The 25,715-nt window shown below is 39.9% G+C and carries 28 protein-coding genes, 1 pseudogene and 3 riboswitches; of the genes and pseudogenes, 21 read left to right on the top strand and 8 right to left on the bottom strand.

All coding sequences use genetic code 11. The annotated features are described in order from the left end of the window. Positions 1 to 43 precede the first annotated feature (43 nt). From MHH68_RS06425 to MHH68_RS06445, 5 genes are all read left to right on the top strand, one after another. On the top strand, positions 44 to 733 hold the full coding sequence (locus MHH68_RS06425) for a PepSY domain-containing protein (RefSeq protein WP_058014181.1): 690 nt from the start codon (positions 44 to 46) through the stop codon (positions 731 to 733). Between the two features lie 93 nt (positions 734 to 826). Further along, on the top strand, positions 827 to 1,345 hold the full coding sequence (locus MHH68_RS06430; RefSeq protein ID WP_058014180.1) for a PepSY domain-containing protein: 519 nt from the start codon (positions 827 to 829) through the stop codon (positions 1,343 to 1,345). 76 nt (positions 1,346 to 1,421) lie between these two features. Beyond that, on the top strand, positions 1,422 to 1,562 hold the full coding sequence (locus MHH68_RS06435; RefSeq protein ID WP_003212346.1) for a hypothetical protein: 141 nt from the start codon (positions 1,422 to 1,424) through the stop codon (positions 1,560 to 1,562). Between the two features lie 131 nt (positions 1,563 to 1,693). Beyond that, a riboswitch (M-box (ykoK) riboswitch) is annotated at positions 1,694 to 1,857 on the top strand. A 207-nt stretch (positions 1,858 to 2,064) separates the two neighbouring features. Further along, on the top strand, positions 2,065 to 3,423 hold the full coding sequence (mgtE, locus tag MHH68_RS06440) for a magnesium transporter (protein WP_058014178.1): 1,359 nt from the start codon (positions 2,065 to 2,067) through the stop codon (positions 3,421 to 3,423). Between the two features lie 101 nt (positions 3,424 to 3,524). Further along, the gene (locus MHH68_RS06445) at positions 3,525 to 3,923 is read left to right on the top strand and encodes a hypothetical protein (RefSeq protein WP_339165615.1); all 399 of its coding nucleotides are present in this window, start codon (positions 3,525 to 3,527) and stop codon (positions 3,921 to 3,923) included. Positions 3,924 to 4,008: 85 nt separating this feature from the next. Here the strand turns inward: MHH68_RS06445 and MHH68_RS06450 are convergent, their stop codons facing one another. Further along, a complete protein-coding gene (locus MHH68_RS06450) occupies positions 4,009 to 4,872 on the bottom strand; it encodes a LysR family transcriptional regulator (protein ID WP_339165617.1) in 864 nt (287 codons plus the stop codon). Between the two features lie 215 nt (positions 4,873 to 5,087). On the opposite strand from MHH68_RS06450, the gene MHH68_RS06455 reads away from it, so the two are divergent. Continuing rightward, complete coding sequence (locus MHH68_RS06455) at positions 5,088 to 5,459, top strand: cupin domain-containing protein (protein WP_081042290.1); 372 nt, start codon at positions 5,088 to 5,090, stop codon at positions 5,457 to 5,459. 398 nt (positions 5,460 to 5,857) lie between these two features. On the opposite strand, the gene MHH68_RS06460 is transcribed toward MHH68_RS06455, so the two are convergent. Continuing rightward, positions 5,858 to 6,187: a MerR family transcriptional regulator gene (locus MHH68_RS06460; protein WP_012009715.1), complete on the bottom strand. Its 330-nt coding sequence runs from the start codon at positions 6,185 to 6,187 to the stop codon at positions 5,858 to 5,860. A gap of 190 nt (positions 6,188 to 6,377) precedes the next feature. Between MHH68_RS06460 and MHH68_RS06465 the strand changes: the two genes are divergently transcribed. From MHH68_RS06465 to MHH68_RS06475, 3 genes are all read left to right on the top strand, one after another. Then, a complete protein-coding gene (locus MHH68_RS06465) occupies positions 6,378 to 6,533 on the top strand; it encodes a hypothetical protein (protein ID WP_200964041.1) in 156 nt (51 codons plus the stop codon). A 38-nt stretch (positions 6,534 to 6,571) separates the two neighbouring features. After that, positions 6,572 to 6,736 carry a hypothetical protein gene (locus tag MHH68_RS06470; RefSeq protein ID WP_058014174.1) on the top strand — a complete coding sequence of 55 codons (165 nt, stop codon included), beginning with the start codon at positions 6,572 to 6,574 and terminating at the stop codon, positions 6,734 to 6,736. A 355-nt stretch (positions 6,737 to 7,091) separates the two neighbouring features. Next, positions 7,092 to 7,556 (top strand): MarR family transcriptional regulator, encoded by a 465-nt coding sequence (locus MHH68_RS06475; RefSeq protein ID WP_144462220.1) that lies wholly within the window; start codon positions 7,092 to 7,094, stop codon positions 7,554 to 7,556. Between the two features lie 30 nt (positions 7,557 to 7,586). Here the strand turns inward: MHH68_RS06475 and MHH68_RS06480 are convergent, their stop codons facing one another. Continuing rightward, positions 7,587 to 10,010 (bottom strand): EAL domain-containing protein, encoded by a 2,424-nt coding sequence (locus MHH68_RS06480; protein ID WP_058014172.1) that lies wholly within the window; start codon positions 10,008 to 10,010, stop codon positions 7,587 to 7,589. Between the two features lie 245 nt (positions 10,011 to 10,255). Here MHH68_RS06480 and MHH68_RS06485 point away from each other — a divergent pair, with 245 nt between their 5' ends. The 4 genes and pseudogenes from MHH68_RS06485 (at position 10,256) to MHH68_RS06500 (ending at position 14,096) form a co-directional block, all read left to right on the top strand. Continuing rightward, positions 10,256 to 10,870 carry a DedA family protein gene (locus tag MHH68_RS06485; RefSeq protein WP_058014171.1) on the top strand — a complete coding sequence of 205 codons (615 nt, stop codon included), beginning with the start codon at positions 10,256 to 10,258 and terminating at the stop codon, positions 10,868 to 10,870. A 79-nt stretch (positions 10,871 to 10,949) separates the two neighbouring features. Next, a riboswitch (yybP-ykoY riboswitch) is annotated at positions 10,950 to 11,057 on the top strand. After that, a pseudogene (locus MHH68_RS06490) lies at positions 11,053 to 11,944 on the top strand (TerC family protein). (Overlaps the previous riboswitch by 5 nt.) A gap of 215 nt (positions 11,945 to 12,159) precedes the next feature. Continuing rightward, entirely contained in the window at positions 12,160 to 12,915 is a 756-nt protein-coding gene (gene sigI / locus MHH68_RS06495; RefSeq protein ID WP_034662939.1) for an RNA polymerase sigma factor SigI, read from the top strand. Continuing rightward, positions 12,912 to 14,096, top strand: a complete 1,185-nt coding sequence (locus MHH68_RS06500; protein ID WP_339165620.1) for an anti-sigma factor domain-containing protein — start codon at positions 12,912 to 12,914, stop codon at positions 14,094 to 14,096. The genes sigI and MHH68_RS06500 overlap by 4 nt, the downstream gene beginning before the upstream one ends. Positions 14,097 to 14,135: 39 nt before the next feature. Here MHH68_RS06500 and MHH68_RS06505 read toward each other — a convergent pair whose 3' ends face one another. Further along, a complete protein-coding gene (locus tag MHH68_RS06505; RefSeq protein WP_003211343.1) occupies positions 14,136 to 14,330 on the bottom strand; it encodes an alpha/beta-type small acid-soluble spore protein in 195 nt (64 codons plus the stop codon). A gap of 122 nt (positions 14,331 to 14,452) precedes the next feature. Continuing rightward, positions 14,453 to 15,166, bottom strand: coding sequence for a DUF1836 domain-containing protein (locus MHH68_RS06510; RefSeq protein ID WP_061407541.1), 714 nt, complete (start codon positions 15,164 to 15,166; stop codon positions 14,453 to 14,455). 281 nt (positions 15,167 to 15,447) lie between these two features. On the opposite strand from MHH68_RS06510, the gene htpX reads away from it, so the two are divergent. The 5 genes from htpX to MHH68_RS06535 all read left to right on the top strand — a co-directional run bounded on the left by htpX (position 15,448) and on the right by MHH68_RS06535 (position 18,799). Continuing rightward, positions 15,448 to 16,347: a protease HtpX gene (htpX, locus tag MHH68_RS06515; RefSeq protein WP_339165621.1), complete on the top strand. Its 900-nt coding sequence runs from the start codon at positions 15,448 to 15,450 to the stop codon at positions 16,345 to 16,347. A 143-nt stretch (positions 16,348 to 16,490) separates the two neighbouring features. Further along, complete coding sequence (locus MHH68_RS06520; RefSeq protein WP_339165622.1) at positions 16,491 to 17,837, top strand: TrkH family potassium uptake protein; 1,347 nt, start codon at positions 16,491 to 16,493, stop codon at positions 17,835 to 17,837. A 97-nt stretch (positions 17,838 to 17,934) separates the two neighbouring features. Continuing rightward, positions 17,935 to 18,453, top strand: a complete 519-nt coding sequence (locus MHH68_RS06525; protein WP_058014165.1) for a YetF domain-containing protein — start codon at positions 17,935 to 17,937, stop codon at positions 18,451 to 18,453. Positions 18,454 to 18,459: 6 nt separating this feature from the next. Further along, complete coding sequence (locus tag MHH68_RS06530) at positions 18,460 to 18,624, top strand: hypothetical protein (RefSeq protein WP_200964040.1); 165 nt, start codon at positions 18,460 to 18,462, stop codon at positions 18,622 to 18,624. Beyond that, positions 18,617 to 18,799, top strand: a complete 183-nt coding sequence (locus MHH68_RS06535) for a hypothetical protein (RefSeq protein WP_339165625.1) — start codon at positions 18,617 to 18,619, stop codon at positions 18,797 to 18,799. The genes MHH68_RS06530 and MHH68_RS06535 overlap by 8 nt, the downstream gene beginning before the upstream one ends. 27 nt (positions 18,800 to 18,826) lie before the next feature. On the opposite strand, the gene MHH68_RS06540 is transcribed toward MHH68_RS06535, so the two are convergent. Beyond that, positions 18,827 to 19,846 (bottom strand): acyltransferase family protein, encoded by a 1,020-nt coding sequence (locus tag MHH68_RS06540; protein ID WP_339165627.1) that lies wholly within the window; start codon positions 19,844 to 19,846, stop codon positions 18,827 to 18,829. A gap of 293 nt (positions 19,847 to 20,139) precedes the next feature. Between MHH68_RS06540 and MHH68_RS06545 the strand changes: the two genes are divergently transcribed. From MHH68_RS06545 to MHH68_RS06555, 3 genes are all read left to right on the top strand, one after another. Next, positions 20,140 to 22,335 (top strand): PAS domain-containing sensor histidine kinase, encoded by a 2,196-nt coding sequence (locus MHH68_RS06545; RefSeq protein WP_169056386.1) that lies wholly within the window; start codon positions 20,140 to 20,142, stop codon positions 22,333 to 22,335. A 1-nt stretch (position 22,336) separates the two neighbouring features. After that, positions 22,337 to 22,828 carry a methylated-DNA--[protein]-cysteine S-methyltransferase gene (locus MHH68_RS06550; protein ID WP_144462200.1) on the top strand — a complete coding sequence of 164 codons (492 nt, stop codon included), beginning with the start codon at positions 22,337 to 22,339 and terminating at the stop codon, positions 22,826 to 22,828. Between the two features lie 91 nt (positions 22,829 to 22,919). Further along, positions 22,920 to 23,054 (top strand): hypothetical protein, encoded by a 135-nt coding sequence (locus tag MHH68_RS06555; RefSeq protein WP_257474522.1) that lies wholly within the window; start codon positions 22,920 to 22,922, stop codon positions 23,052 to 23,054. Between the two features lie 25 nt (positions 23,055 to 23,079). Here MHH68_RS06555 and mtnA read toward each other — a convergent pair whose 3' ends face one another. Together mtnA and mtnK are read right to left on the bottom strand one after the other, a co-directional pair. Continuing rightward, positions 23,080 to 24,141, bottom strand: a complete 1,062-nt coding sequence (gene mtnA, locus MHH68_RS06560; RefSeq protein ID WP_339165628.1) for an S-methyl-5-thioribose-1-phosphate isomerase — start codon at positions 24,139 to 24,141, stop codon at positions 23,080 to 23,082. Positions 24,142 to 24,147: 6 nt separating this feature from the next. Beyond that, positions 24,148 to 25,341: an S-methyl-5-thioribose kinase gene (gene mtnK, locus MHH68_RS06565; protein WP_339165630.1), complete on the bottom strand. Its 1,194-nt coding sequence runs from the start codon at positions 25,339 to 25,341 to the stop codon at positions 24,148 to 24,150. A 78-nt stretch (positions 25,342 to 25,419) separates the two neighbouring features. Continuing rightward, positions 25,420 to 25,578, bottom strand: a riboswitch (SAM riboswitch). Positions 25,579 to 25,715 lie beyond the last annotated feature (137 nt).

A 25,715-nucleotide genomic window follows, 5' to 3' on the forward strand; every position in this document is an offset into this window, starting at 1 on the left:
TCATTTCCTCCTTATAAAATAGGAAATAGGAAGGAGGCGCTGCATGTCTAGAAAAACGAAAATGGTGCTTGCGCTCGCAGGATGTCTCGTCGTTCTTGCGGCCTTTGCAATGCTCATGATTCAAACCATTGATCAAAAAATATTAAGTGAAGCAGAAATCAAAAAAATGATTGCAAAAGACTACAATGGAAACATTACACAGATTGATTTAATCAATCATAAACAGGACTATACATTGACGCTGGAAAATGCAAATGGCATTTATCAAATCATTGCATCTTCCGCAAGCGGTCAAATGAAAGAGATTAGACAAATAAAGAGCTATCAAAAACCAAATGAAAAAAATGCTGAGCTTCAAGCAGAAGAAGCGGCTGTTAAAAAGGTGAGCGGTACGGTCATTCAAAAGAAAGAAAAGTCCGATCGTTATATCTTTACAATCCAATCAAAAAAAGAATTATATCAAGTCGATGTTGACAAGCAAACGTTTAAAGTGCTTGAAGCAGAAAAGAAAAACCCGACCTCTAAAGAAAAGAAAATGACAAAAATCACGGTCGAAGAAGCCATCCGAATTGCAGTAAAAGAAGTCGGAGGGACAGTGGATGATGCTGATCTTGAAACATTTAGCGGTATGCTCGTATTTGAGGTGGAGCTGGATTTGCCTGATGGGCGGGAGGCAGAGGTACTTGTAAACGCATATACAGGAGATATTGAAGGAATTACGTACGAAAACTAATCCTTTTCTCATGATTTTCTCATGTTTCTTTCCTTCCTTTATCATCTTGTTTCTTTAAGATAAAGGAGAAATCAAATAGAGGAGGATATGAATATGATGAAAAAAGTACTAGTAGCTACAGCATTAACAGGAACTCTTGTCGCAGGTGGTTTCACACTTCAAGCGCAAAATACAAATCAAACAGCACACGCGGAGCAAGTGGTGCAAAAGAAATCTTCGTTTGTCTCTAAGAAACAAGCAGAAAAAGCTGCCCTAAAAGTGGTGAAAGGGTATGTGGACGATGTGGATCTTGAGCGTAAAAAAGGAAAATGGGTGTATGAGGTTGAGATTAAAAAAGGCGGTTTTGAATATAAAGTATATGTCGATGCCAAAACAGGAAAAGCGCTGAACGATCCAGTCAAAGAAAAGAAACAGAATGTGAAAATTACTAAAAAGCAGGCTGAACAAATTGCCCTTGCAAAAGTAAAAGGAACAGTCACAGATTCTGATTTAGATAAAGAAAATGGTGTGTACTTATATGAAGTCGAAATCACCACACCAAAAGGCGAGGAAGTTGATTTTGAGATTTCCGCTAAAACAGGCAAAATCCTAAAGCAAGAATGGGATGATTAAGCCATCACGAAACCTTACACTTTCATGTGTAAGGTTTTTGCATTGGGACAAACTACGGGAAAGGAGGCGAGAGAATATGAAGAAAAAAGAAGAAGAGCAAACAATGGACCATGCGGAATATGTTCCGCATCCTGACGGAGAAGGATATGCTTTGTTTTTGCATGATTCCTTTCATCTCCTCTCCCAAGAGGATATGAATCAGCCAGAAGAGGAATAAAGACATGAAAGGGCGATGGTCTACTTTGTCTATCGCTCTTTTTTTCAAATGTAAGCGAATACATAAGGGAACTTAGCATCTTGCTTATTGACATCACTGCGCTTTTTCTGTAATCTCAGTGTGTCAACAATATGAGACTTCGTTAGGTGAGGCTCCTGTATGGAGATACGCTGCTGCCCAAAAATGTCCAAAGACGCCAATGGGTCAACAGAAATCATCGACATAAGGTGATTTTTAATGCAGCTGGATTTTTCCTATGCCATACAGTGCTAAAGCTCTACGATTGAAGGAGCAAGTGTTTATTTGTCATGCTTACAAAGCGCCTTCATTCGGTTGAAGGTGTTTTTTTATGGGAAAAGGAGGTGTGGGGATGGATCATCCCGATTCGAGACACATAGAGAATATGTCAAAAGATCAGATTGAGACATCAGATAGAGGAGATCCTGACCCCCGCACATTCTAAGGGATTCGGGTATCTCCTGACTTTGGGGAGGTAACAGCGATGATACAAAATATAACGTACGATGAACTCATTTTACGCATCATTATTTTACTAAGAGATGGAAAACGAAAAGAATTTAAAAACATTATGGAAGAACTTCAGCCATATGATATGGCCTACTTATTTAAAGAACTTCCAGAGAAACACCGCAGCCGCTTCCTCAGCTTTTTACCAGTCGATGACGTGACAGAAATGATGGGTGAGCTGGAGCGGGAATATCAAGAAATCGTTCTTGAAAAAGTAGGGAAAGACAAAGCGACCTTCGTCACAAACAAAATGGATAACGATGATCTAGCCAACTTGTTTGATGAGATGGAGGATGAGCTAAAGGATCAGCTATTATCTAACATGGAAGCAGAGGAATCCAAGGCCGTCCAGCTTCTTATGAATTACCCTGCTGAGACAGCGGGACGGATCATGACCAACCGTTACGTTTGGATTCCTCAGCATTTTACAGTACAGGATGCAGTTGTGAAGCTGAAAAGCTTTGCTGAAATCGCGGAATCAATCAACTATTTATATGTGATTAATGATCAAAAACAGCTTGTAGGCGTTCTCTCATACCGGGATCTCATTTTAGGTGAACCGGATGAAAAGGTACAGGATCTCATGTTTACAAGAGTCATTGCCGTTGGAGCCTTTCAGGATCAGGAGGAAATCGCAAAGCTGATTGAACGATATGATTTCCTTGCGATTCCTGTTGTGGAAGAGAACAATGTCCTAGTCGGAATTGTTACAGTTGATGATATCATTGATGTTGTGATTCAAGAGGCAGGCGAAGACTATGAAAAGTTTGCTGCCTCTGGTAAAGATATCACGTTCGACACACCGGCATTTGTGGCGGCATACCGCCGTCTTCCGTGGCTCATTTTGCTCTTGTTCATTGGGCTGATTTCAGGCAGTATTTTAAATTATTTTGAAGATACCCTTCAGCAAGTTGTTGCTTTAGCGTTCTTCATGCCGATGATTGCCGGGATGACAGGTAATACAGGAACACAGTCTCTTGCCGTCGTCATTAGAGGACTCTCAAAAGAAGAATTAACGAAAAAAACCATTATGCGCCTTATTTTTAGAGAGCTGAGAACGAGTATTTACATTGGGATTGTTTGTTCCATTATTATTACAGTTGTCGCAATGGTGTGGCAGGGCAATATGATTTTAGGTTTTGTTGTCGGTTCCTCGCTGCTTGCAACACTGATTATTGGGACAATGGCAGGTACGGTCGTGCCGATTATTTTACACAGATTAAATGTGGACCCGGCCATTGCATCTGGGCCGCTGATCACAACATTGAATGATATTTTATCCTTACTGATCTATTTTGGAATTGCAACAGCATTCCTTCATACACTGATGTAGCATGAAGACTGTAAAACGTGACGTTTTACAGTCTTTTTTGAATAAAGATTGCATATAGCGCTTCCATCCTTTACATTTTAAGGAGAAGGTGGGAGAGAAAAATGAAGAAGTTTTTATTCATTTTAATGTGCATTGTTTTGCTAGGTGCATGTTCAAGAGAAGACGAGGGGAAAGACAGAAGACTGGTGGCAGCAGAGCATATGATTGAAGCTATTAGCGAAGGAAATAAACGAAAAATAGAAAATATTTATGTTGAAGGCGCTGTCCCAAGTCCGAATGACATTCTAAAAATGAAAAAAGAATGGGGCATAGAGACACTTTCTTATGATGATTTTCAATTGGAAGAAGCCAGCATTCATGTCTTTCATGCGAATTACGAAGATGAAAAAACAGGGGAGAAAAAGGCGCTGGCCATGCGGGTCATAGAAGATCCTGAAAAAGGCGGTGTACGGATTGACTTTGTAGGGCTCGTTGAAGGAACTGACGCTTCCTCTCAATGAAAGCTAAAATGATTTTATTGAAAAGGATAGAAGAGCTGAAAGAATGTCGCTCTATCTATCCTCTTTTTTACCATAAATGACCCGATCATATATGAGTTATGCCCAATAATTCCATAAACCGTGAGAGGGCACTAGTCATGTACGAATTGCGGCGCCTTATAAACACAGTGGGCACGATTCTATGTGGTTCCGGTAAAGGATGACAGGTAAATCTGCCTTGCATCCGAGATTCAACCATAGATTTTGGTAATACGGTAACCCCTAGCCCGTTTTCAACGCATTTAAGCACGCCCTCTAAAGTGCCATATTCCATTACCTTCATCGGAGCAAAGCCATTGCTCTCTAACCATCGTTGCCAACGCCCCAAATAGATGCAATGCGCAAATGACGAAAGCAATGGTTCATGTAAAATTGATTCTACCTGGAATTCCTCCTCAGAGTAGCTTGTAATGAGAACAAGGGATTCTTCTAATACCGGATATTCAATAATGTCGGGATGAAGAATGGGCCCATCAACCAATGCACCGTCTACCTTGTAGTTGAGAATAGCATGAACCTGATCTACAGTAGGTGCCATATACATGCTTAATTCTACTTGTGAAAATGTCTTGTGATATGCTGCGAAAATGCTGGGCAATCTTGTCGAAGCGGTAGACTCTATAGATCCAATGTGCAAAGTTCCTCGCGGAGTAGAGGAAAGCTTTACGGCCTCTATCGCTTCTTCAAAATTGTAGAGTAATTTGTTTGCATATGGCAGCAGTTCTCGCCCTGCAGGCGTTAAGGATATCTTTTTGTGATATCGATAGAAAAGAGGAACACCTAATTCTTGTTCAAGACGCTGGATTCGTGCAGTGACATTCGACTGCACATAATTTAATTTCTCGGCAGCTTTTGTAATGCTTTGTTCAATAGCTACTGCTTTAAATATCTCCAAAGATGTAATATCCAAAATAATGCTCCTTTTTGCATCACAAATTGTGATGAACTATACACTATTTTTTGATTTTACGTGATCCAATAGAATAAGTAAACTTAATAATATAAGAGGTTGATGCTCATTGTGTCCCTTGATGTTTATCATGAGGAGGAGAATTTGCAAGGTAGGGAGTTTTAGCTTAAGAAAGATAAAAAAAGACGTTTCCAAGTAAATGAGGAGGGAATTTATTGATTTCAAAGGTTAATATCCAAGAGAAATTTTCGCAAATAAATGATTATTGGAATCCTAGAATAAGTGGAGAGTTGAACGACTCATACATGAAAATGGTAAAAATTAAGGGTGAATTCATTTGGCATCATCATGATGACGAGGATGAAATGTTCTTTGTATGGAAAGGAAATCTAGTCATCCGTTTTAGGGATAGAGAAATAGCGCTTCATGAAGGGGAGTTTCTTGTGATTCCAAAAGGAATTGAACATCAGCCATTTGCTGAAGAAGAAGTTCATTTGCTCTTGATTGAACCAAAAACGACGCTAAACACGGGGAATGTGGTCAATGAACGAACTGTTTCGATTCCTGAACGAATGGATGAACGCTAGATCGACTGCACTTAACAATATACTAAACGTTATTTGATAGAGTGTTGGTTCTTAGAATGAAATGTTATTGAACGCCGCCTGAAAAAAGTAAATTTAAACTGATTCCTTGCTTATATAGCTTATTTCACTTAATAGGATTTGGCATTGTGCTCAAATTAAGATAATGTTGAAAGTTTGTTGGAATAAGTAATAAATAAGGGGATAAAGCAGTGAATGAATTTTATAACGCGTTAATGGCATGAACAATACAAATAGTTAGCCAGCACAAGAACTATTAAAGCTATACTCTAACTAAAATAGCTCTAAGCCGTAAATGGAACGGAGACAGCAAAAAAGCTGTCTCTTTTTCATGAAGCCATGACCAAAAAGCCTAAAAGAGTCAGCAATACTTTATTTGTTTATCGATTTTTGTACCGGAAGTGTGCGTTAATTTGACCTTCCAGCATTTTTTTCTTATATTGTCCGCTTTTTAATGCCTGTTCTTTTTTCTTCATGTCTTTCAAAATCTCCGCTGTTTGCACACCGTCTTCTCGTTTGTTGGCGATATCCATTAAACGTTCTACATCAGAAAAAGAATATTTACGCGTGCCTCTTGTTGAGCGCTGGGGGTAGATGAGTCTGCGTTCCTCATAATATCGGATTTGCCTGACGGATAGCCCTGTTAATTCACTGACAATCCCGATTGAAATGACTTTTTTATCTTTATATGATACATCTTCCTGCGTCATATACTCACCCCTGCAAGTTTTTTCTTCATATTATACAGAATGAAAACGAAAAAAAAACATCGTTTGTTAGAAAATATAACATAAAAACATAAAAATGAAAAACGATGGAAGGAAAGTTGACAACAGATGTGAAATGATTGCTGCGCATGCATATAATGATGATGAGTTGAAATAGGAGGAGGAGCATATGATGGAGCAAACACGGATCATCTGTATGGCAAAAGAAATCATCGCATTAGATATAAAGAGGGATGAATTACTGGAGCGATTCATGCAGGCGGCAGGTCAGAATGCACATGCTCTTCTAAGAGCCGTACAAAATGATTTGTATAAAAGGTCTTCATAAGCACCTAGTCCAGATCAATTGATAGGAGGGGATAATCGGTGCGGCGTATCTTAACAGAAGCTTTAGCAAAGGAAAGATATTACTATACGAAGCAGCTCTGTTCATTGGGCGTGTACAGTCCTAGTGCGGCCAAGAACATGACAATTAGTGACTTAAAAAAAGAGTATCACTTCTTTTTCAACAAAACAGAGCGTGATTTGTGAAAATCCCCTTGAAATGTGCGCATGTCACATAAGGGGTTCTTTTTTGTTTAATATTATAGCAATATTGAATTTTGTAGAAATTTGACGAATGCAGTGTGAGAAAACATAGAGTCTTTACAGATTATGTTAAACCATGTCGTATCTTGATGGTTTGCTAAAAAACCTTTTTTTCGAGATGGTTGTGAAAAATAAGAAGGATTTTAAAAGTTTATATCGAAATCTTATACATAACACGAATGGAGTCACTTATGTGGTTGAAAGGGTTTTCAAAAACGTACTTCTATTTTTTACGAAAGGCTCCAACTGCACCGCAAGAAAGCCTTGAAGTTAAAAAAATATTATAAGAGGTAGATATGTGATGAGACTATCGTTTAATGAAGAAGAAGTAGAACGTGCAATGACACTTTACAAGGTATTTGCAAGAGCATTTAAAAGCGTTTCAGAACACAGCATTAGAGACAGCAAAGAGCATGGATTTAATCCAACTGAATTTGCGGTTCTTGAATTGCTGTATACAAGAGGTGCTCAAAAACTTCAGCAAATCGGCTCAAGACTCCTGCTTGTCAGCGGGAATGTGACGTACGTAATTGACAAATTAGAACGAAATGGTTTTATTGAAAGAGAGCAGGACCCAAAGGATAAACGGTCGGTTTATGCCCATTTAACAGATAAAGGGCGCAGTTATCTTGATAAGATTTACCCGATTCATTCTCTGCGGATTGCGCGTGCCTTCTCAGGCCTCTCGCGAGAAGAACAAGAACAATTGATTAGTCTATTGAAAAAAGCAGGTATTCACAGTCAACATTTATTATTTAGATAGAACGAAAAGGTGCCATGATTGGCACCTTTTTTATGTGTCCAGCTGATGCGCTGGATAGGCAATGAATTTTTCGATATCGTTTGCTGGAAGAGGCTTTGCATAATAAAAGCCTTGCAGGTCGTCACATCCTTGCGCAGATAAAAGCTGCGCCTGCGCAAAGGTTTCAACACCTTCTGCTATGACCTCAAGAGAAAGTTGATGTCCCATCGCGATAATGGCACCTGTAATCTGTTCGGATTTCGAATCATGTAAAATATCTTCAATGAAGGATTTGTCGATTTTCAGTCGATGAATGGGCAAATCCTTTAAATAGCTTAAGGAGCTATGCCCTGTACCAAAATCATCAATACTAATGCGGACGCCCAGGTGTTTCAGTGACGTCAGCACCTGTTTTGATTGCTTAATATTGTCCATTGTCATACTTTCTGTGACTTCAAGCTCAAGCAGTGACGGTGTCAGATCGTATTTTTTTAATGTCAGCTTAATCAAATCAATTAAGTCTTCAGAATTAAATTGTTTCGCAGATAAATTGACAGCCACAGGAATTTTCAGCCCGTTATCATACCACGTCTTAGCCTGCCTGCACGCGGTATCAATGACCCATCTGCCAATATCAATGATCAGCCCTGATTCCTCTGCCAGCTCAATAAAAGCCTCAGGTGATTTTAACGAGCCATCTGGTGCTTTCATTCTTAGAAGAGCTTCTACGCCAGTCATCTGTCTTGTTTTCGCACTGACTTGCGGCTGGTAATGAAGCACAAACTGTTCTCTTTGAATCGCATCCCGTAACTCAAGCTCTCGGTTCAATCTGTCTTCACTTGATCTTTCCATTGATTCGGTGAAAAACTCATAACGGCTTTGCTTATGTTTTTTGGATAAATACATCGCCATATCGGCTTTCCTCATTAATTCCATCCCATCTTTGCCATTCTGAGGTGAGATAGCGATTCCAATGCTGATAGATGTAATGAGCTGATGATTCTGGATGAAAAAAGGACGCTCAAATTGACGAATGATATTTTGAGAAAGCTGTTCAATTTTCTGTGTGTCATGCCCCATGTCAGGAAAGATCATTAAAAATTCATCTCCGCCTAGTCTTGCTATAAAGCCGTTGTCTGGTAAACATTGTGTCAGTCTGTTTGCAGCTGCTTTAAGAAGTAAGTCCCCTATGTTATGACCAAGTGCATCATTAATAATTTTAAAACGATTTAAATCAAGAAACAGAACAGCTGTCGATGTTCCTGTCTCTTCTTGAGCCGAGAGAACATCACTTAAATGGTTGATGGCATGGCGCCGATTAGGAAGCTCAGTTAATGCATCATAATGTGCCATGACATGAATTTCTTTTTCTGCAATCCGCTGCTGCGTTAAATCTTTTAAGACAAGATAAATACTGTCAAGCGTATTGTTGACATGAACAGGTATGTAAGTGACATGATAATAATAAAAGCGATCTGCTGCTTTTAGTTCTGCTTCACGCGTGATGGCTTTTTTTGACTCGCAAATAAATTCTTCCCACATGTCAGTTGGCATGACGTATTGGCTAACATCGTCACCAATCCAAGAATTGCACATTTTTAGGATTTGTTTACCTGAGTCGTTCGCAGAAAGCACCTTTCGATTGACCGATAACACGATAATGCCATCGATATTATGTTTGATGAGCGATTGGAACCGCTGTTCATTTTCCTTTAGCTTATCTGCCTGCTTCATGATTCGGTGATCGATATAGGCACCAAAAATCATCAGTGTTTGGACAATCAGTGTCATAAGGCCGATGAAAATCGACAGACTGAATGGTGATAATTCAAGAGAACCACCCCCAGAGGACTGTCCGTCTGAATGAAAAAACATAGTAGAAGCAGCCATACCGGTATAATGCATCCCAGAAACAGCCCCGCCCATCACGAGTGCACCAGCTATTTTTAATAGATGATCCTCCTGTTTTTTCCCGGATCGATGGAGCCGAAAAAAGAGATGAAGCGAAAAGAAAGACGCTATCGCAGCAATGACAAACGAAAGAAAAAAGAGGACTGGATCATAGCTGATGGAGACATTGGCCATTGATTCCATTCCAAGATAATGCATGCTGCAAATAGCTGAGCCCATGGTGATTGAACTAATGAGCAGCCGTCTTGTGGAGAGCTGCTCTTGAATGCATATTGTGAATGCGATCAAGGACCCGGCAAAAGATGCCAAGATCGATAAAATGAGCAAGGGTGTTTCATATGTGATGCCAGCACGCACGTGAAATGCCATCATGCCAATAAAATGCATCGACCATATCCCCATTCCCATGATCAAGGCACCAACGATCAGCCATACCTTTTTCTTTGCACTGCTTGACTGTGCCACTCGGCTGGCTAAATGAAGAGCTGAGTAGGAGGCGACAGCGGCGACTGCGATTGACAGAAAGACAAGCCATCCATTGTAGCTTCCTGTTAAATGGGTCATGTAAGAAAACCTCCAGTATCTTAAAACAGACGTATACTTAATATATCGGATCGAATGGCTTCTGTGTTCACTTTTCCTTCACTTAAATACCACAATCAACGTTTTCTTCACTTGTCTTTTATAGTAAAATCAAATTTAATGTAAAAAAACGACGAAAAGTGAATCGTTTCTTCGGTTTTATTCGTTTAATATATGTGCGATTCTAAAAGAGATAGAATCAGTTAAACGATTATGTGTGAAAGGGATTGATAAACATCGAAGATTTTATTATTTCTTTAGCTGATGCCTTTAAGAACTTGTCGTACTTTGGCATCTTCCTTGCATTATGTATTGAATTTGTTCCTGCTGAAGTGGTTCTGCCTCTTGCGGGTTACTGGGTCTCAGAAGGGGACATGGCCTTCATCGGTGTTGTGGCAGCCGGCTCTATTGGCGGCGTGGCTGGCCCTTTGACCTTGTACTGGTTAGGACGTTATGGCGGCAGACCTTTTTTAAATAAATATGGGAAGTACTTTTTTGTTAAACCGGAGTCGCTTGATAAATCGGATGCCTTCTTTGAAAAGCATGGTGGATTCGTCGCATTTAGCGGCCGGTTTATTCCAGGGGTCAGAACGCTTATTTCCATCCCGTGCGGTATTGCCAAGATGAATGTGTGGGTCTTTTGCCTGTACACGTTTTTAGCAATTACGCCTATTACATTTGTATATGTGTATCTTGGATTTGTGCTCGGGGAGAACTGGAAAGAGGTTGGCGCAATGTTAGATCCATATCTTCTGCCGATTGGGATCGGGATTGTGTTGCTTTTCGCGATGTATATATGGATGAAACGTAGAAAAAGAAAAGCAGAAACACCAACTGCCTAATCACTGGACCCGAGGTGAAAGTCACCTGTTGACAATACAGTGTCTATTGATTAAAATATAAGTAATCTAAATATTCTTAAATCCCACCAAAGGGGAGTAGCGTCCGGTTTTTACCGGAAACAAAGTCGTCATTACATGGACTTAAGTTCCATCGGCTTTGTTGGCATGATTCTACATATCACATGTCTAGCAAGACCTTTGCCATTACAGGCAAAGGTCTTTTTTGCATTCATAAGCCTTTGTCTGTTGTGGGACAATAGATAAAAACAAGGAGGAATGATGATGGATGCAGCAATTATTTTAGAGTACGGGTGGGTTCTTCTCGTACTGATTGGATTAGAAGGGATTTTAGCCGCTGATAATGCGCTGGTCATGGCTGTGATGGTGAAGCACCTTCCAGAAAAGCAAAGAAAAAAGGCGTTGTTTTACGGACTTGCGGGTGCGTTTGTTATGCGATTTGGCTCCCTGTTTCTTATTTCGTTTTTAGTGGATGTGTGGCAAGTTCAAGCCATTGGTGCAATTTATCTTCTTTATATTTCCATTCACCATATTTTAAAATCGCACGTATTTAAGAAAAAGGAATCAGACACAAACATGAAGCAAAGCGGCTTCTGGGCAACAGTCGTAAAAGTCGAGCTTGCTGACATCGCTTTTGCTGTCGATTCGATCTTAGCGGCCGTCGCATTAGCCGTAACATTGCCGAAAACAAGTCTTCCGCAAATCGGTGGACTTGATGGCGGTCAATTTATTGTCATTCTTTTAGGTGGTATCATCGGTTTGATCATCATGAGATTTGCAGCAACTGTCTTTGTGAAACTGCTCAAAACAAGACCGAGCCTAGAAACAGCAGCCTTTGTCATTGTCGGGTGGGTTGGTGTGAAGCTCACGCTTTATACACTGTCACATCCAGCCATTGGGATCGTGTCCTCTCATTTTATTCATTCAGCATTATGGAAAGTGATTTTCTGGACAGTGCTTCTCGCAATTGCAGCATTTGGCTGGTTTTTATCAAGTCCATCAAGAAAAGGTGGGCAACAAAACAAAGAAAAACAAGAGGAACGCCTAGAAGAGTAGGTTTTTTGAAAGAAATATCATTTCATTTTCATAACACATATATTACAAATAAGGGGGAGATACCCCCTTATTTCTTTGCTTTTAGACGAAACATTGTAAAGTAGATGATGATATTCATGTCACAATTGAGTAACAGGAAATGAATTCCTCATTTCTTCCTTTGCGCTTCCCTCATAAATTAGCTATCATAAATGAGTAATATAGGGAGAACTGAGGTGAAACCATTGCTTAGCCTTTTGTTTAAAAAAGGAAAGAAAAAGCAAACATTAGAGCAGTCGGCTATTAGTATTCAACAAGGTGATATCGAGCTGCAAAATGCATTAATAGAGCAATACAAACCATTTGTCGCTAAGACGGTTTCATCCGTTTGTAAACGATATATAGATGAAAAAGATGATGAATTCAGCATAGGCTTAATTGCCTTTAATGAAGCGATAGAAAAATACTCTGCCGAAAAAGGAAACTCACTCCTTGCTTTCGCAGAATTAATTATTAAAAGAAAAGTGATCGACTATATTCGAAAAGAAGCGAGAAATGCGCCAACGGTTCAAATGGACCTGCAAGAAAGTGAAAATGGCGAGTACTCTCAAAGCATGATTGAAGCAGAGCTGTCTACAAACGAATATAGACGTTTAATTGAACAAGAACACAGAAGAGAAGAAATTGAACATTTTAAAGAACGATTGAAAGTATACGGTCTCACGTTTCAAGAGCTGCTTGAACATTCACCAAAGCATGCAGATGCCAGGCAAAATGCCATTAAAGTAGCCCACACACTCGTTGAACACGATGAGCTCCGAACCATTTTATTTCAGAAAAAACAATTGCCAGTCAAACAGCTTGAAAAGCTAGTGGAAGTCAGCCGCAAAACGATTGAAAGAAATAGAAAATATATCATTGCGATGGCGATCATTATGACGGGTGATTATGTGTATTTGAAAGATTACCTTAAAGGGGTGCTTAATTCATGAGAAGAGGCATTATAGTAGAGAAAAACAAAAAATATGTCACGCTGCTGACCCCTGATGGACAATTTCTGCGGACAAAATATGAACAGCAAGATTATGAAATCGGTCAAGAAGTGACATTTCCGAATGAATCACGTCTCGAAAGAAAAAAAGCCGGTTTTTTTGACTTGCTTCGTTTACGTCCATTAAATGCAGGAATCCTATCAATCGCAGCGATTATTGTCGTGATTTTTACTATGATGCCATCGTTCTCAAGTCAAAAAGCATATGCATATATGACGATTGACATTAATCCAAGCTTTGAACTAAAGCTTGATCACAATTATCAAGTGATCGGTGTCACGCCACTGAATAAAGATGCGAAACAAGTACTGGCCAGTATGAAGGGTTTAGAAAAAAACGACATGACCAAAGTCGTGCAGGAAATCATAGATGACTGTGACAAAAAAGGTTACGTGAACCACTCTAAGAGCATTTATATTTCAACGGTTTATGAAAATAAGCAGGACCATACATATAAAACCAACGTCAAAAGTAAAATTAACACCATCTCTGGTGAATATCAAAAGCGCGATTACAAGCTAGAAACTGTAGAAAGTGACCTGGAAACAAGAGAAAAAGCTCAAAAGGCAGGCATTTCAACAGGCACATATATCAGAAATCAAGAAATGCAAGACAAAGAACAAGAAGACATTCAACAGGATGAAGACGCAGCAGAGAGTGATGCTGTCAAAGAAGAAGAGCCTAAAAAAGATGATGAAGATCAAGCAGACAAAGACAAACAAGAAGACGTCAAGACAGACGATAGCGAAGAGTTGAAGCCAGATCAAGAGGCTCCTGAAGCTGAAGACGAAGAGCAGAAGGATCAAGAGAGGGAAGAGCAAGGATCTATTCAAAAGCCTCACCAAGCAAAACCTGATGATAAAAGCAAAGACAATCAAATAAAGGAAGAAAGGGATCGTTCTATCGATAAAGAACAAAAAAAAAATCACTCAACGGAACCTGATGACAAAAGGAATCCAAATGGCACATCACGTGGTGGTGCTGAAAAGCACGTAAAAAAAAACGACAGGGATCAGAAACAGCCGTCCGCTGAACGAAAAAAAGAACATGTGAAGAAGCAAGGAAATGGTGCACCGTCCCCGTATCGTGAGAACCGGTATGAGCACACATATGAGCAATAAAAAAACGCCAGAATAGCTCCGGCGTATTTCACCATGTTTTTATTTAGATTGATTGCCCATTTGTGATTGAGCCTGTTGAACGAGTCTTTTTGTAATTTCGCCGCCAACAGAACCGTTTGCACGTGCGACTGTATCTGAACCGAGAGTCACGCCAAATTCTTGAGCGATCTCGTATTTAAATTGATCTAATGCTTGTTCTACTCCAGGAACAAGAAGTTGATTTCGATTTGCCATGTCCGTATTCCTCCTTTCACCTTATGTTTGTTGCGCCTTCTTATTTTGAAGAAAACGACATGTAATTATGCTGGCAATTGCTGTACAAAAAAACCGAGGTGATGATTCACCTCGGTTCTTTTTTAATCCTGATGCTGCAGTGTATGAAACATCATTTCTTGTGCCGTACTTTGCAAGTGTGAAGTAAAGACAGAAAAAACGGTTGAACTGATAATACCTTTGATCAAACGCCATTGGTGCTGCGATAATTCAGCAAATTCTTCACGGAGCTTATCTGTCTGTTCCTCTGTGATTTCCCGTAAGTTTGTTTCTTTTAACGGAAAAGGAGTATGATGATAAATAAAATCAAGGACATGCGCATATGCTTCATAAAAACGTAGTGGACTAATAATATCATCAGTTCGATCCGTAATCGTGTTAAATAAGGCAGATAAGATGGTGCGGATGGCATCAAAGTCAAAAACTGATTTTAAATCTCTCACAATTAATAAAATAACGACCTGATCAATTGAGTACTTCTTTCCAAGCTCAGGGTGGCCAATCATATCTTTAATATCACGCTTGATCCAGTTTTGAATCGCTGTCGATTTAAGAGAAGTCAGTTCGCATAGATTTCCTAATTCTACAATTTCATTTGTGGAGAGTCCATGCTCTGATTTTTGTTTCCGCCGTTCAAGCCTCTCAAAAAAAGAAGGGATGATAAGCTCGTCAAGTTCGTGATGTTTGTCTTTTTTTACAGATAAATTTAATAGCTGAAGCGGAGTTAGATCTCCCTCTCCTTTTAGAGAATAAAGAAGACTTGTCATGTCAATTCTCGTTAATTTAAAAGCACCCATTGTTCCACCTCGTTTTGTGTGTCAAAAACGTCATATTTGATCTAATTCAACATCATAATCTCTTTTTGATAAAAATGCAAAATAAACTAAAATCCAGAAAGCGGCGTCACAGTTTATTCACTTTTCAGCTGTGGCATATGTCGTAAATATTGAAGTGACGGGGCTTAAGACGTTATGATAAATAGAGGAAATGATCCCTTTTTCCTTGCAATTTGAGACGTTTATTTTTATAATTTTATTAATAAGTTCAAATGAACTTAATATGACAGCGGAGGTTATGTATGGGTAAAAGAATATTTCTGTTTATATTAACGAACATTCTTGTTATCACTACGATTGGTATTGTACTATCGGTTATTAGTGCAGCAACTGGTGTTGGTTCTTATATAGGAGCAGACGGTGGAATTAATTTGGTGGCACTGTTAGTATTCAGTGCAGTTGTTGGTTTTGTTGGCTCGTTCATGTCACTTGCGATGTCTCGCTGGATGGCAAAAATGATGATGGGTGTACGTGTGTTAAACCCTGAAAAGGATTCATTAACATATGATGAGCAGCAGCTTGTTGACCGCGTTCACAGATTATCAAGAGCAGCAGGTCTTACTAAAATGCCTGAGGTAGGTATTTATCAATCATCTGAAGTAAATGCTTTTGCGACAGGTCCTTCTAAGAGAAGATCACTTGTTGCGGTTTCCACTGGATTACTTCATGAAATGGATGATGCAGCAGTTGAAGGTGTCATCGCTCACGAAGTGGCTCACGTTGCGAACGGAGACATGGTGACAATGACTCTGCTTCAAGGGATTGTCAACACGTTCGTTGTCTTCCTTTCAAGAATTGCGGCATGGATCGCAAGCCGCTTTGTTTCGCGTGAAGAGCTTGTGCCGATTGTTCATTTTATTGCAGTGATTGTTTTCCAAATCATTTTCTCTGTCCTAGGAAGCCTTGTCGTGTTTGCCTATTCTAGACACCGTGAATTTCATGCAGACCGCGGCGGAGCTGACCTTGCTGGTAAAGATAAAATGGTTCATGCGCTTCGCTCGCTTGAGGCGTATACGTCAAGAATCAAAGATGATGATCAAACAGCAGTTGCTACGCTTAAAATCAGTGGTAAACGAAAAGCTTCTCTTTTCTCAACACACCCTGATTTAAACGAAAGAATTAGAAGACTAGAAGCAAAATAAGAGAGACAAAAAGACATTCTGTTACAGGATGTCTTTTCTTTTTTGATGAAAAAGTAAATAAAGCATAAAATATCTTTAAAATCATGTCTCTTTTCATTAAAATGATAAGTATTGAAAAATGAAAGTTAAAAGAAGGAATGACAATGAACCCAATTAAAAAGCTAATTGACCGGCTATCGGCTTTCCAGCTGATTGCCCTTTATTATTTTCTCGCTGTAACCGTCTCATTTATTCTTCTCAGTTTGCCAGTCGCTCATCAAGATGGGGTGAAGTGGACATTTATCGATGCTTTATTTACGGCGGTGAGTGCGGTAAGTGTCACAGGACTCACGGTTGTTGATACTTCGCAAACATTTAGTGTCGCAGGTATGTGGATCCTTGCGTTTGTCCTCCAAATCGGAGGTATTGGCATTATGACGCTTGGTACCTTTGTGTGGATTGTCATGCGAAAAAGGATTGGGATTAAAGAAAGAAAGCTCATTATGGCAGATCAAAACCAGAGCAATTTATCAGGAATTGTGAAATTAATGAAGCAGGTCTTATATTTAATTTTGCTCATTGAGTTTGTAGGCGGTCTGATTTTAAGTATGTATTTTCTCAAATATTACGATGTACAGACAGCATTCTTACATGGCTTCTTCTCAAGTATTAGTGCGACCACCAATGGTGGCTTCGATATTACAGGGAACTCGCTCATCCCATACAAAGATGATTATTTCGTGCAATTTATTACGATGCTGCTGATCATCTTTGGAGCTATTGGCTTTCCTGTGCTCGTGGAAGTAAAGGATTACTTATTTAATCAGGACCGAAAGCATGCATCGTTCTCGTTGTTTACAAAAATCACAACGATTACGTTTGGCAGCTTAGTCATTGTTGGTGCTATTGGGATTTATGCTCTTGAAGCACGGTTTACGTTTTTAGGGAAGAGCTGGCACGAAGTTTTGTTTTATTCATTGTTCCAATCGACGGCCACAAGAAGTGGGGGACTTTCCACATTAGATATTACTCAATTGACAGAACCAACGCTGTTATTTTTATGTCTGCTCATGTTTATCGGGGCATCTCCAAGCTCGGTGGGGGGCGGAATTCGGACAACCACCTTTGCCCTTAATTTACTTGCACTGTTTCATTTTGCTCGGGGAAATAAGTCCATTAAAATCTTCAAAAGAGAACTGCATCAAGCAGATATAAACAAATCTCTAATGGTGACGATGATGGCCTTTATCTTGGTGTTTGGCGCTACATTCTTATTAACTTTATCCGAGCATAATACGCTTCTTCAAAATTTATTTGAAGTCTGTTCAGCATTCGGAACAACAGGGCTATCACTAGGGATTACCTCTGAGCTCTCTGTTTTCGGTAAGTGTATCATCATGATGGTCATGTTTATTGGTCGGATCGGCATTCCAAGCTTCTTGTACTTAATTGGCCGAAGAGAAAGCGAAGCGAATTATCATTATCCGAAAGAGCGTGTCATCATCGGCTAAACAGCATTCCGAGCGAATGCTGTTTTTTTATTTCCATTATATAACTGGCTAAATCACGCGAGATGTTCGCAATCTAAAGGTAAGAGGTGAACGAGACGTGCTAGATGTGATATGGAAAGCAATTGTCATGCTGCTAGTTGGTACCTTGCTGCTGAGAATAGCAGGACCCAAATCCATTAGTCAATTAACTGTTCAACAAACAGTGATCATGATTTCAATCGGATCGATTATTATCCAACCCTTTATTGAGCACAATTTACTTGAAACGATTTATGCAGCCGCTACATTTATCATTGCACTCGTCATCATGGAAAAATTGTCTATCCAATCTGATTTCTTTGAAAAATTGGTTTCTGGGAAATCTGTGGTCATTTTGCAGGATGGAAAAATGCTTGATCACAAGCTGAAGAAAACGAGGCTCACAAGGGATGAATTCAAAATGCGCTTAAAGCAGCAAGGCATTACAGAGATCAGCAGTCTCAAAAAAGCCACCCTAGAAGCCAATGGACAAATCGGCTATGAGTTAAAGCCAGAGGAAAGGCCCGTGACGGTCAAACAAATGAAGGAACTCCTAGACCAATTAAAAGAAGAACTAAATATGTTAAAAAAGGACTGATTTCAGATGAAAAGAAAAGCAGCGAAAAATGAAGCACTGACAAATAATATGACACCGACAGAGAGCATGGCACATGATCAAGGACAAACTCAATTTGATGAACAATCTAGAGACCGTCAGGCAAACCGAAATTCTCACAAAGGGAAACAAGGGGGAGAATCTCGTGACTAAGAAGCATGTAAAAAGCAAGGACATGAAAGACCATAAAAAGCCAATGGACCCAGATATCTTAGAAGAGGAATTTGGCAGTGAGCTTGGAGATATCAACAGCAGCAAATGGATTGATACTCTTGTAAAACCTAAGAAAGATGATGAATGCCACAATGGATATATGAATGAAAAATAGAAAAAACGATCCGCGAAGGATCGTTTTTTATTTGCTATAACTGCCTTGTCTGCCGGTGATTGTACGCATGAGACTGGTCATTTTGAGCTCAATCACTGGCTGTGCAACGGTTTTAACAAAGGTGCTAGACAGGGTGAAGGTAAGCAGAATGGTCAGCAGCAATAACATGAGCACACTTGCTGCATTCAGGGCCCAGTCATCAAACCAAGTCGTTCTAAGAAGCTTGATAACAAAGCCATGTAATAAATACACATATAACGTTCTTGTGCCCCATTTTGTAAAGAAGAAACGGCGTGTTGGCACTAAAGCAAAGAAGCTGAATGTAGCGCCGAATGCAAGCAGATACCATGCCATTCGTTTCATTGCCGCAATCACTCCCTCATCACCAAGAGAAGCATATGACTGTGATCCAAATAAGAAGGAATAATCAAATTCATAGAAATAGCAAAACAAGAATACAGCCATTAATACAAGGAGTGCTGCCAGCTTTCCTTTGCTTGTACGGATGAATTCAAAATGCTGCTTTTTTAAATAGAAGCCAGCTAAAAACATCGGCAAAAAGACAAACGTACGTGATAAGCTCAGCGTATTGCTAATAGTGTCCACGTAACCGACAAGTAACGCAATCGACAAACTGACGATCATCGCCCAGTGAAATGGCAGTTTAGAAAAAGGAATGAGCAGCAAATTCCAAAAGAATAAACTAATTAAAAACCATAAAGACCATTGCGGATCAATTGGATTTAAATTGGCCATGCTTTGATCCTGTAAGAGATAATAGTAAACGGAATAGATCACCTGAAAAATGAAATATGGGATGATCAGCTTAACAGCAACTTTTTTCATAAAACCTGGCTTTCTAAACCCTTTTGCAAAGAAGCCGGAAACCAAAATAAAGGCAGGCATGTGAAAAGTATAAATAAACTTGTATAAATAAAGCATCCAATCATTATCATGAATGAATGATCGTAACAAATGACCAAAAACAACTAGAAAAATCAGAAGAAATTTCGCATTATCAAAATAACTATCTCGTGAAGATGCCATAACATCACCTTTCCTGCTTGATTTTAAACATAAATGTTCTAAGTGCACTGTTCCCGTATTTGCCCCATTTTAAAATACATTTTGGCTCATTTCGCTATTTGATGTGAAATTGTAGAACGGTTGTAAAAGAAGCGTAAGAAAAGAGAATCGGGGTTCAATCCTGTCATCCAAATGAAACAAAAGAGACAGTCTTCGTGTAAAAAGTTATCTTTTTTTATGAGTCGAATGAAGGAACAATGAAAATATTGTAGAAATATTGTAGAGGAATGAGGCTGGAAAAGGAGTGTAAGAGAATGACTGAAACGCTCGATGGCGCAGAAGATATCAGAAAATTAGAAAAAGAGAACGAATATTTGCGAACAGAGTTGATGCAGCAAAAAATGCTGTTAAATAAGACGTTAGATGCCATTTTCATATTTGATCAACACCTCAATATTATCCAAGCCAATGAAGCGACATGCAGGCTTGTACAGACATCGAAAGAAGACCTCCTCAATAAATCCGTTCTAGATTTCCTATACGGCATCCCGAAAGACAAAATTGAATGCTCCCTTGATTTATTTTTTCGTAAAGGAACATTAAGAAGAGAAATTTCCATTCAGCTTGAAAACGGCGAAACAAAATACATTGAATTTGTCGCAGAGCATGATGTCTTGAATCAGCAATATATTGTGGTCATGCGAGATATTTCCTCAAAGAAAATATTAGAACGAGAACGATCCATGAATGAGCAGCTGTTCAAAGATTTGTTTGACCGAGCCATTGACGGCATGGTCATTTTTGATCAGGATGGCTGCATAATCGACGCCAATCACTCTTTTTGTCAGAGCTTTGAACTGCAAAAGACGGATTTAACCGATCGTTATTTAAATGAATTTGTCGAAGATGAAAATCTTCCAGCCTTGCAGCACCTTTTAACGTCACTGAAAGAAACAGGGAAAGCCAAGGGAGAACTTCCCGTTACCCTTCAATCTGGCCAGTACAAATTATTCGAGCTCACCATCACATCAAATGTGATGAGCGGTTTTTATATGTCCATCATGCGGGATATTACAGAAAAAAGGTTAATGGAAGAGAAGCTGTTAAAAAGTGAGGAACGCTTTAGAGAAATTTTTGAAAATGCAATGGATGCGATCATCATATGGGCGGATGATGGAGAGATTGTGAGAGCCAATGAATCAGCTTGCCGCATTTTTGAATTGCCTATGCATTCACTGATTGGCAAAAAACTCACAGACTTTCTTGTGAAATCTGATCGGAGATATAGACCGACTAGAAGACGATATATTCGGAATCATGAAATAAGGGAAGAACTTTTGTTCAGAATGGCAAATGGTCAGTTTAAAGAGCTCGAGTTTACATCAAAGCATGCGGTATTAGAAGGACAGCACTTAACCATTTTACGTAATGTGAGTGATCGAAAAAGGATGGAGGAGGAGCTGCGCGAAAGTGAGCTCAAATTCCGTAAAGTATTTAATGGATCAATGGACGGCATTGTTCTTTTTGATAACCAATACCGCATTATCGAAGTCAATCCATCCGCAAGCGAGCTGCTCGGGTTGAAAGATGATCATTTAACGGAAATGAATCTATTCCATATCCTTGCGCCTTATCAAATTGAACATTTGGCACAGCCTGCCCAGGCGATGTCATTAGATGAAATGGACAATGAAGTGCCGTTTGTGCTGAACCATCCAGATCAGCGGATATTGGAATTCTCTTTTAAACGTAACATTATTCATAATATGAATTTGGCGATCTTTAGAGATGTGACAGAGCGGAAGGAATTAGAAGAGCGGGTGAGAAAATCAGATACCCTTCATGTGGTCGGAGAGCTTGCCGCTGGAATTGCGCATGAAATTAGAAACCCGATGACAGCATTAAAAGGCTTTATTCAGCTGTTAAAAGGAAATATAGAAGGGGAGTATTCGCTCTATTTCAATGTCATCACATCAGAGCTGAAAAGAATTGAATCGATCATCACCGAATTTTTGATTTTAGCGAAGCCGCAAGCCATCGTATATGAAGAAAAAAATGTCGTGCAAATTGTGAAAGACACGATGGATCTGCTGCACGCACAGGCGAACCTTGGCAACGTTCAAATGCATCTCAATGTAATGGATGAGATTCCGCTCATTTATTGTGAACAAAACCAATTAAAACAAGTCTTTATTAACATTTTAAAAAATGCAATTGAAGTCATGCCGAGAAAAGGAAATGTCTATGTGAGTATTCAGCGGAAGGGCGAAGAGCATATTGTCATTTCATTGCGGGATGAAGGCTGCGGAATGGCAGAGGACAAGCTGAAGCGTTTAGGGGAACCATTTTATACGACAAAAGAAAGAGGAACTGGACTTGGCTTAATGGTTAGTTATAAAATTATTGAAGAGCATCAAGGAACCATTGAGGTAGAAAGTGAGGAAGGGGTAGGAACCGTCTTCCATCTCACGCTGCCACTGAGGCAGAAGAAACAAGAAGGAGAGCATTAACGTGTACTATACCGTCTATCACGCACCAATTGGGGCATTATACATACTAGAAAAAGACGATGCCATCATCGAGGTGATGTTTGATGATGAGCCGTTTTTAGAAAAAAAGCAGGAAGCCAATCTAAAAGAAGAAGAAACGTCTGTATTACAAGAAGCGAAAAAGCAGCTGGATGAATATTTCAAGGGGGAGCGCCAAGTATTCGATCTCCCGCTCAAGCAAAAGGGAACTTCGTTTCAAGAGCAAGTGTGGGAAGCACTTTCGACTATTCCGTATGGTGAATCAAAAAGCTATGCAGACATTGCAGAAGCGATTGGTAACCCAAAGGCAGTGAGAGCGATTGGACAAGCCAACAGACGCAATGCATTACCTATTTTTATTCCCTGTCACAGAGTGATTGGAAAAGACCGTTCTCTAACGGGCTATGCAGGAACGAAGACAGACATGAAAGCGGTTCTGCTTGAATTAGAAGGTATCCCATTTGTTCAAAAATAAATCGATTGACCTGTTCCAAATGTTTTCCAAGCGACATATCCTTTTATTAAGCTAAAAAAGTTGGTTGAGGGAAAAAGGAGGGCGCTACGGAATGTTTTGGGACAAAAAGAATAAAATGTATGCCATCACATCACTATGTGTCAAAATGAACGTTTTGACAGAAGAACAGAAAAAAGAAATCTTAGCAAAAACGAATGAAATAAAAAAGCGCGGTGCTCTTAAATAATAAGTACACGGCGCTTTTTTTATGATCAGAGTGAGATGCTTCCAGCAAACAGAGCATCAATCTCTTCTGTATAGTTCGACGTGATAATCCCTTTCTCTGTAATAATCCCTGAAATGAGATGGTGAGGAGTGACATCAAAGGCGGGATTGAATACCTGAACATCAGGCGGTGCAATTTGGACGCCGTTAAATTCCTTTACTTCCAGAGGATCGCGCTCTTCTATTGGAATATCTGCCCCGTCTTTGGTTGAGACATCAAAGGTAGAAAGCGGTGCAGCTATAAAAAACGGAATTTGAAAATGCTTGGCTAAAATAGCAAGACTTAACGTGCCAATCTTATTCGCCGCATCTCCATTACGGGCAATACGATCAGCTCCAACAATAACTGCAGAAATTTGCTTTTCTTTCATCGTATGGGCTGCCATGTTATCTGTGATGAGCGTCACATCTACGCCGCCTTGCATGAGCTCCCAAGTTGTCAGCCTAGCCCCTTGAAGAACAGGGCGTGTTTCACAGGCATAAATGTGAAGATCGAGATTTTTCTTTTTGGCTAAATAGAATGGAGCAAGGGCTGTTCCGTAACGGCTCGTGGCGATAGAGCCTGCATTGCATATTGTCATAATCCGATCACCCGATTTAAAGAGCTGAAGTGCATTTTGACCGATTTGTCTGCATGTTTCTTCATCTTCAATTTGAATTTGAATGGCTTCATGGACAAGGTCTGTTTTGGCTGCATTGACCGAGGCTGCACGCTCAATGCGCTGCAATAATCGCTCTAATGCCCAGGCTAGATTCACAGCGGTTGGACGAGCGCTGTTTAAATATTCTTTGATCTGAATGACTTCTTGTTTAAACACATCAATATCTTCTGTCTCAATGTCTTGGGCACTGAGCGCCAGTCCAAAAGCTGCTGTGATGCCAATGGCAGGTGCTCCCCGCACTTTTAACGTGACAATGGCATCATACACGTCTTCTTTTGTATAGAGATGTTCAAATACGGTTTCTGCCGGTAATTTTTGCTGATTCAAAATGTTAATATGGTTTTCTTCCCATTCGACAGAACGGGGGATTTCAAATTCTTTAGACAAAACCCGTCACTCCTTTACAGATTGATGGAATAATGCGACGAGGTCAGACGCTGTTTCCACTGCATGATATTGTTTGATGAATGTTTTTCCGAGCGTAAGTGCTGCTTTTTTCTGCTGAATCCGTCTAGATGGTGATGGAATTGCATCGAGATCAGCGGCATGGGCAAGACCGATCGTTCGGCGGACAAGCTCACAGCCCGCAAATCCTGTCGCTTCTTTTAAAATACGGTCAAAGGTTGTTTCTAAAAAGCTGTCAGATACACTAAATGCTTCAATGCTGTCTTCTTTCCAAGCTTTTGCGAACACTTCTTTGAAGGTCGCCCATATATTGACGACATGGTCAAAAAGGTGCTGCTGATCATGTTCATTCTCACGAGACAAAGCATTTAGGAACAGGTTAGCGATAAAGTGACCGATATCGAATCCGAAGGGACCATAAAAAGCGAATTCTGGATCAATGATTTTTGTTTCCGTCTCACTTGCAAAAATACTGCCTGTATGAAGATCTCCATGAACTAATGTTTCGGCAGATGTCAGGAAAATACGCTTCAATTCAGCTGCTTTTGCCTGCACTTCAAGATCTGCCCAAAGCGCTTCGGCAGCTTCTCTTAATTCTTCTTCGAAATCATTTGTGCCGCTATCAAAGAAAGGATCTGTGAAGACGAGCTTTTCGGTAATGTCACAAAGGTCCGGATTCGTAAATTGCTTTACAAATTGTTTTTTGATTTTAGGATTTGTGGCAAAGTCAGAAGTGTAAAATAACGTTTTTCCTAAAAATTCTCCGACATGGTCAGATAAATGCGGATATTGTTTTCCGGCAATTAGCCCTTTTCTGACGATTTCTAGGTGTGATAGATCCTCCATTGCCGTCACAGCAAGAGCTGTATCTGAATAATAGACTGCTGGTACGAGGTGCGGCGTATATTCTGACTGCTTGATCAGGGCAGCACTTTCGATTCTCGCACGGTCTAATGTAAGCGGCCAGCTCTCTCCGACCACCTTGGCGTAAGGCAGTGCCTGCTTGATGATCAAACCTTTTTCTTGTTTATGATCAAAAATATGAAAGACATAATTTAAATTCCCGTCACCGATTTCCGTACATGTCAAATGACTGCTTTCTTGGATCAAGCCAAGTCTAATTGCGAGTGCAACTGCCGAGCTTTCTGTTAATTCTTCATATGATGCCGTAAGTGTAACCAATTGCTTCCCCTCCAAATCATATAAAAAGCCTCTTTCTCCTGAGAGAAAGAGGCTTGATGTTGTGTATGCTCAAAGCCTCTCTTATCTCTCAGCACATACGTCTGATGGAATTAGCACCGTGCCCTATAAGACAATTGTCTTGGCGCTTACTTGCTGCGCCCCACTTCACAGTGGTATTAACGGTCGGTTGCTGTTGGGGTCAAAAGGCCAAATCCCTCGCCCAACTCTCGATAAGAGAAATCAATATGTAATTGTTTCGTGTTTGTTTGCATTTCTTAATTCAAGATATTATCAGAGCTGCGCTTCACATGTCAATCCTTTTTCGAAATTGCTTTACAATTCGTAAAACAATCCATTACAGTGTTTGTATTGCT

Origin of the sequence: Bacillus sp. FSL K6-2841 (assembly GCF_037976435.1) — a bacterium.
GTDB classification, from domain to species: Bacteria; Bacillota; Bacilli; order Bacillales; family Bacillaceae; genus Bacillus; species Bacillus pumilus.

Excerpts from the sequence above, each read along its gene's own strand:
- mgtE (WP_058014178.1), top strand. The coding sequence starts at position 2,065 with ATGATACAAAATATAACGTACGATGAACTCATTTTACGCATCATTATT.
- MHH68_RS06505 (WP_003211343.1), bottom strand. The coding sequence starts at position 14,330 with ATGGCAAATCGAAATCAACTTCTTGTTCCTGGAGTAGAACAAGCATTA.
- MHH68_RS06445 (WP_339165615.1), top strand. The coding sequence starts at position 3,525 with ATGAAGAAGTTTTTATTCATTTTAATGTGCATTGTTTTGCTAGGTGCA.
- MHH68_RS06520 (WP_339165622.1), top strand. The coding sequence starts at position 16,491 with ATGAACCCAATTAAAAAGCTAATTGACCGGCTATCGGCTTTCCAGCTG.
- MHH68_RS06435 (WP_003212346.1), top strand. The coding sequence starts at position 1,422 with ATGAAGAAAAAAGAAGAAGAGCAAACAATGGACCATGCGGAATATGTT.
- MHH68_RS06430 (WP_058014180.1), top strand. The coding sequence starts at position 827 with ATGATGAAAAAAGTACTAGTAGCTACAGCATTAACAGGAACTCTTGTC.
- MHH68_RS06555 (WP_257474522.1), top strand. The coding sequence starts at position 22,920 with ATGTTTTGGGACAAAAAGAATAAAATGTATGCCATCACATCACTATGT.
- MHH68_RS06500 (WP_339165620.1), top strand. The coding sequence starts at position 12,912 with ATGAGAAGAGGCATTATAGTAGAGAAAAACAAAAAATATGTCACGCTG.
- MHH68_RS06530 (WP_200964040.1), top strand. The coding sequence starts at position 18,460 with ATGAAAAGAAAAGCAGCGAAAAATGAAGCACTGACAAATAATATGACA.
- MHH68_RS06425 (WP_058014181.1), top strand. The coding sequence starts at position 44 with ATGTCTAGAAAAACGAAAATGGTGCTTGCGCTCGCAGGATGTCTCGTC.
- MHH68_RS06540 (WP_339165627.1), bottom strand. The coding sequence starts at position 19,846 with ATGGCATCTTCACGAGATAGTTATTTTGATAATGCGAAATTTCTTCTG.
- MHH68_RS06510 (WP_061407541.1), bottom strand. The coding sequence starts at position 15,166 with ATGGGTGCTTTTAAATTAACGAGAATTGACATGACAAGTCTTCTTTAT.
- MHH68_RS06460 (WP_012009715.1), bottom strand. The coding sequence starts at position 6,187 with ATGACGCAGGAAGATGTATCATATAAAGATAAAAAAGTCATTTCAATC.
- MHH68_RS06545 (WP_169056386.1), top strand. The coding sequence starts at position 20,140 with ATGACTGAAACGCTCGATGGCGCAGAAGATATCAGAAAATTAGAAAAA.
- MHH68_RS06465 (WP_200964041.1), top strand. The coding sequence starts at position 6,378 with ATGGAGCAAACACGGATCATCTGTATGGCAAAAGAAATCATCGCATTA.
- htpX (WP_339165621.1), top strand. The coding sequence starts at position 15,448 with ATGGGTAAAAGAATATTTCTGTTTATATTAACGAACATTCTTGTTATC.
- MHH68_RS06480 (WP_058014172.1), bottom strand. The coding sequence starts at position 10,010 with ATGACCCATTTAACAGGAAGCTACAATGGATGGCTTGTCTTTCTGTCA.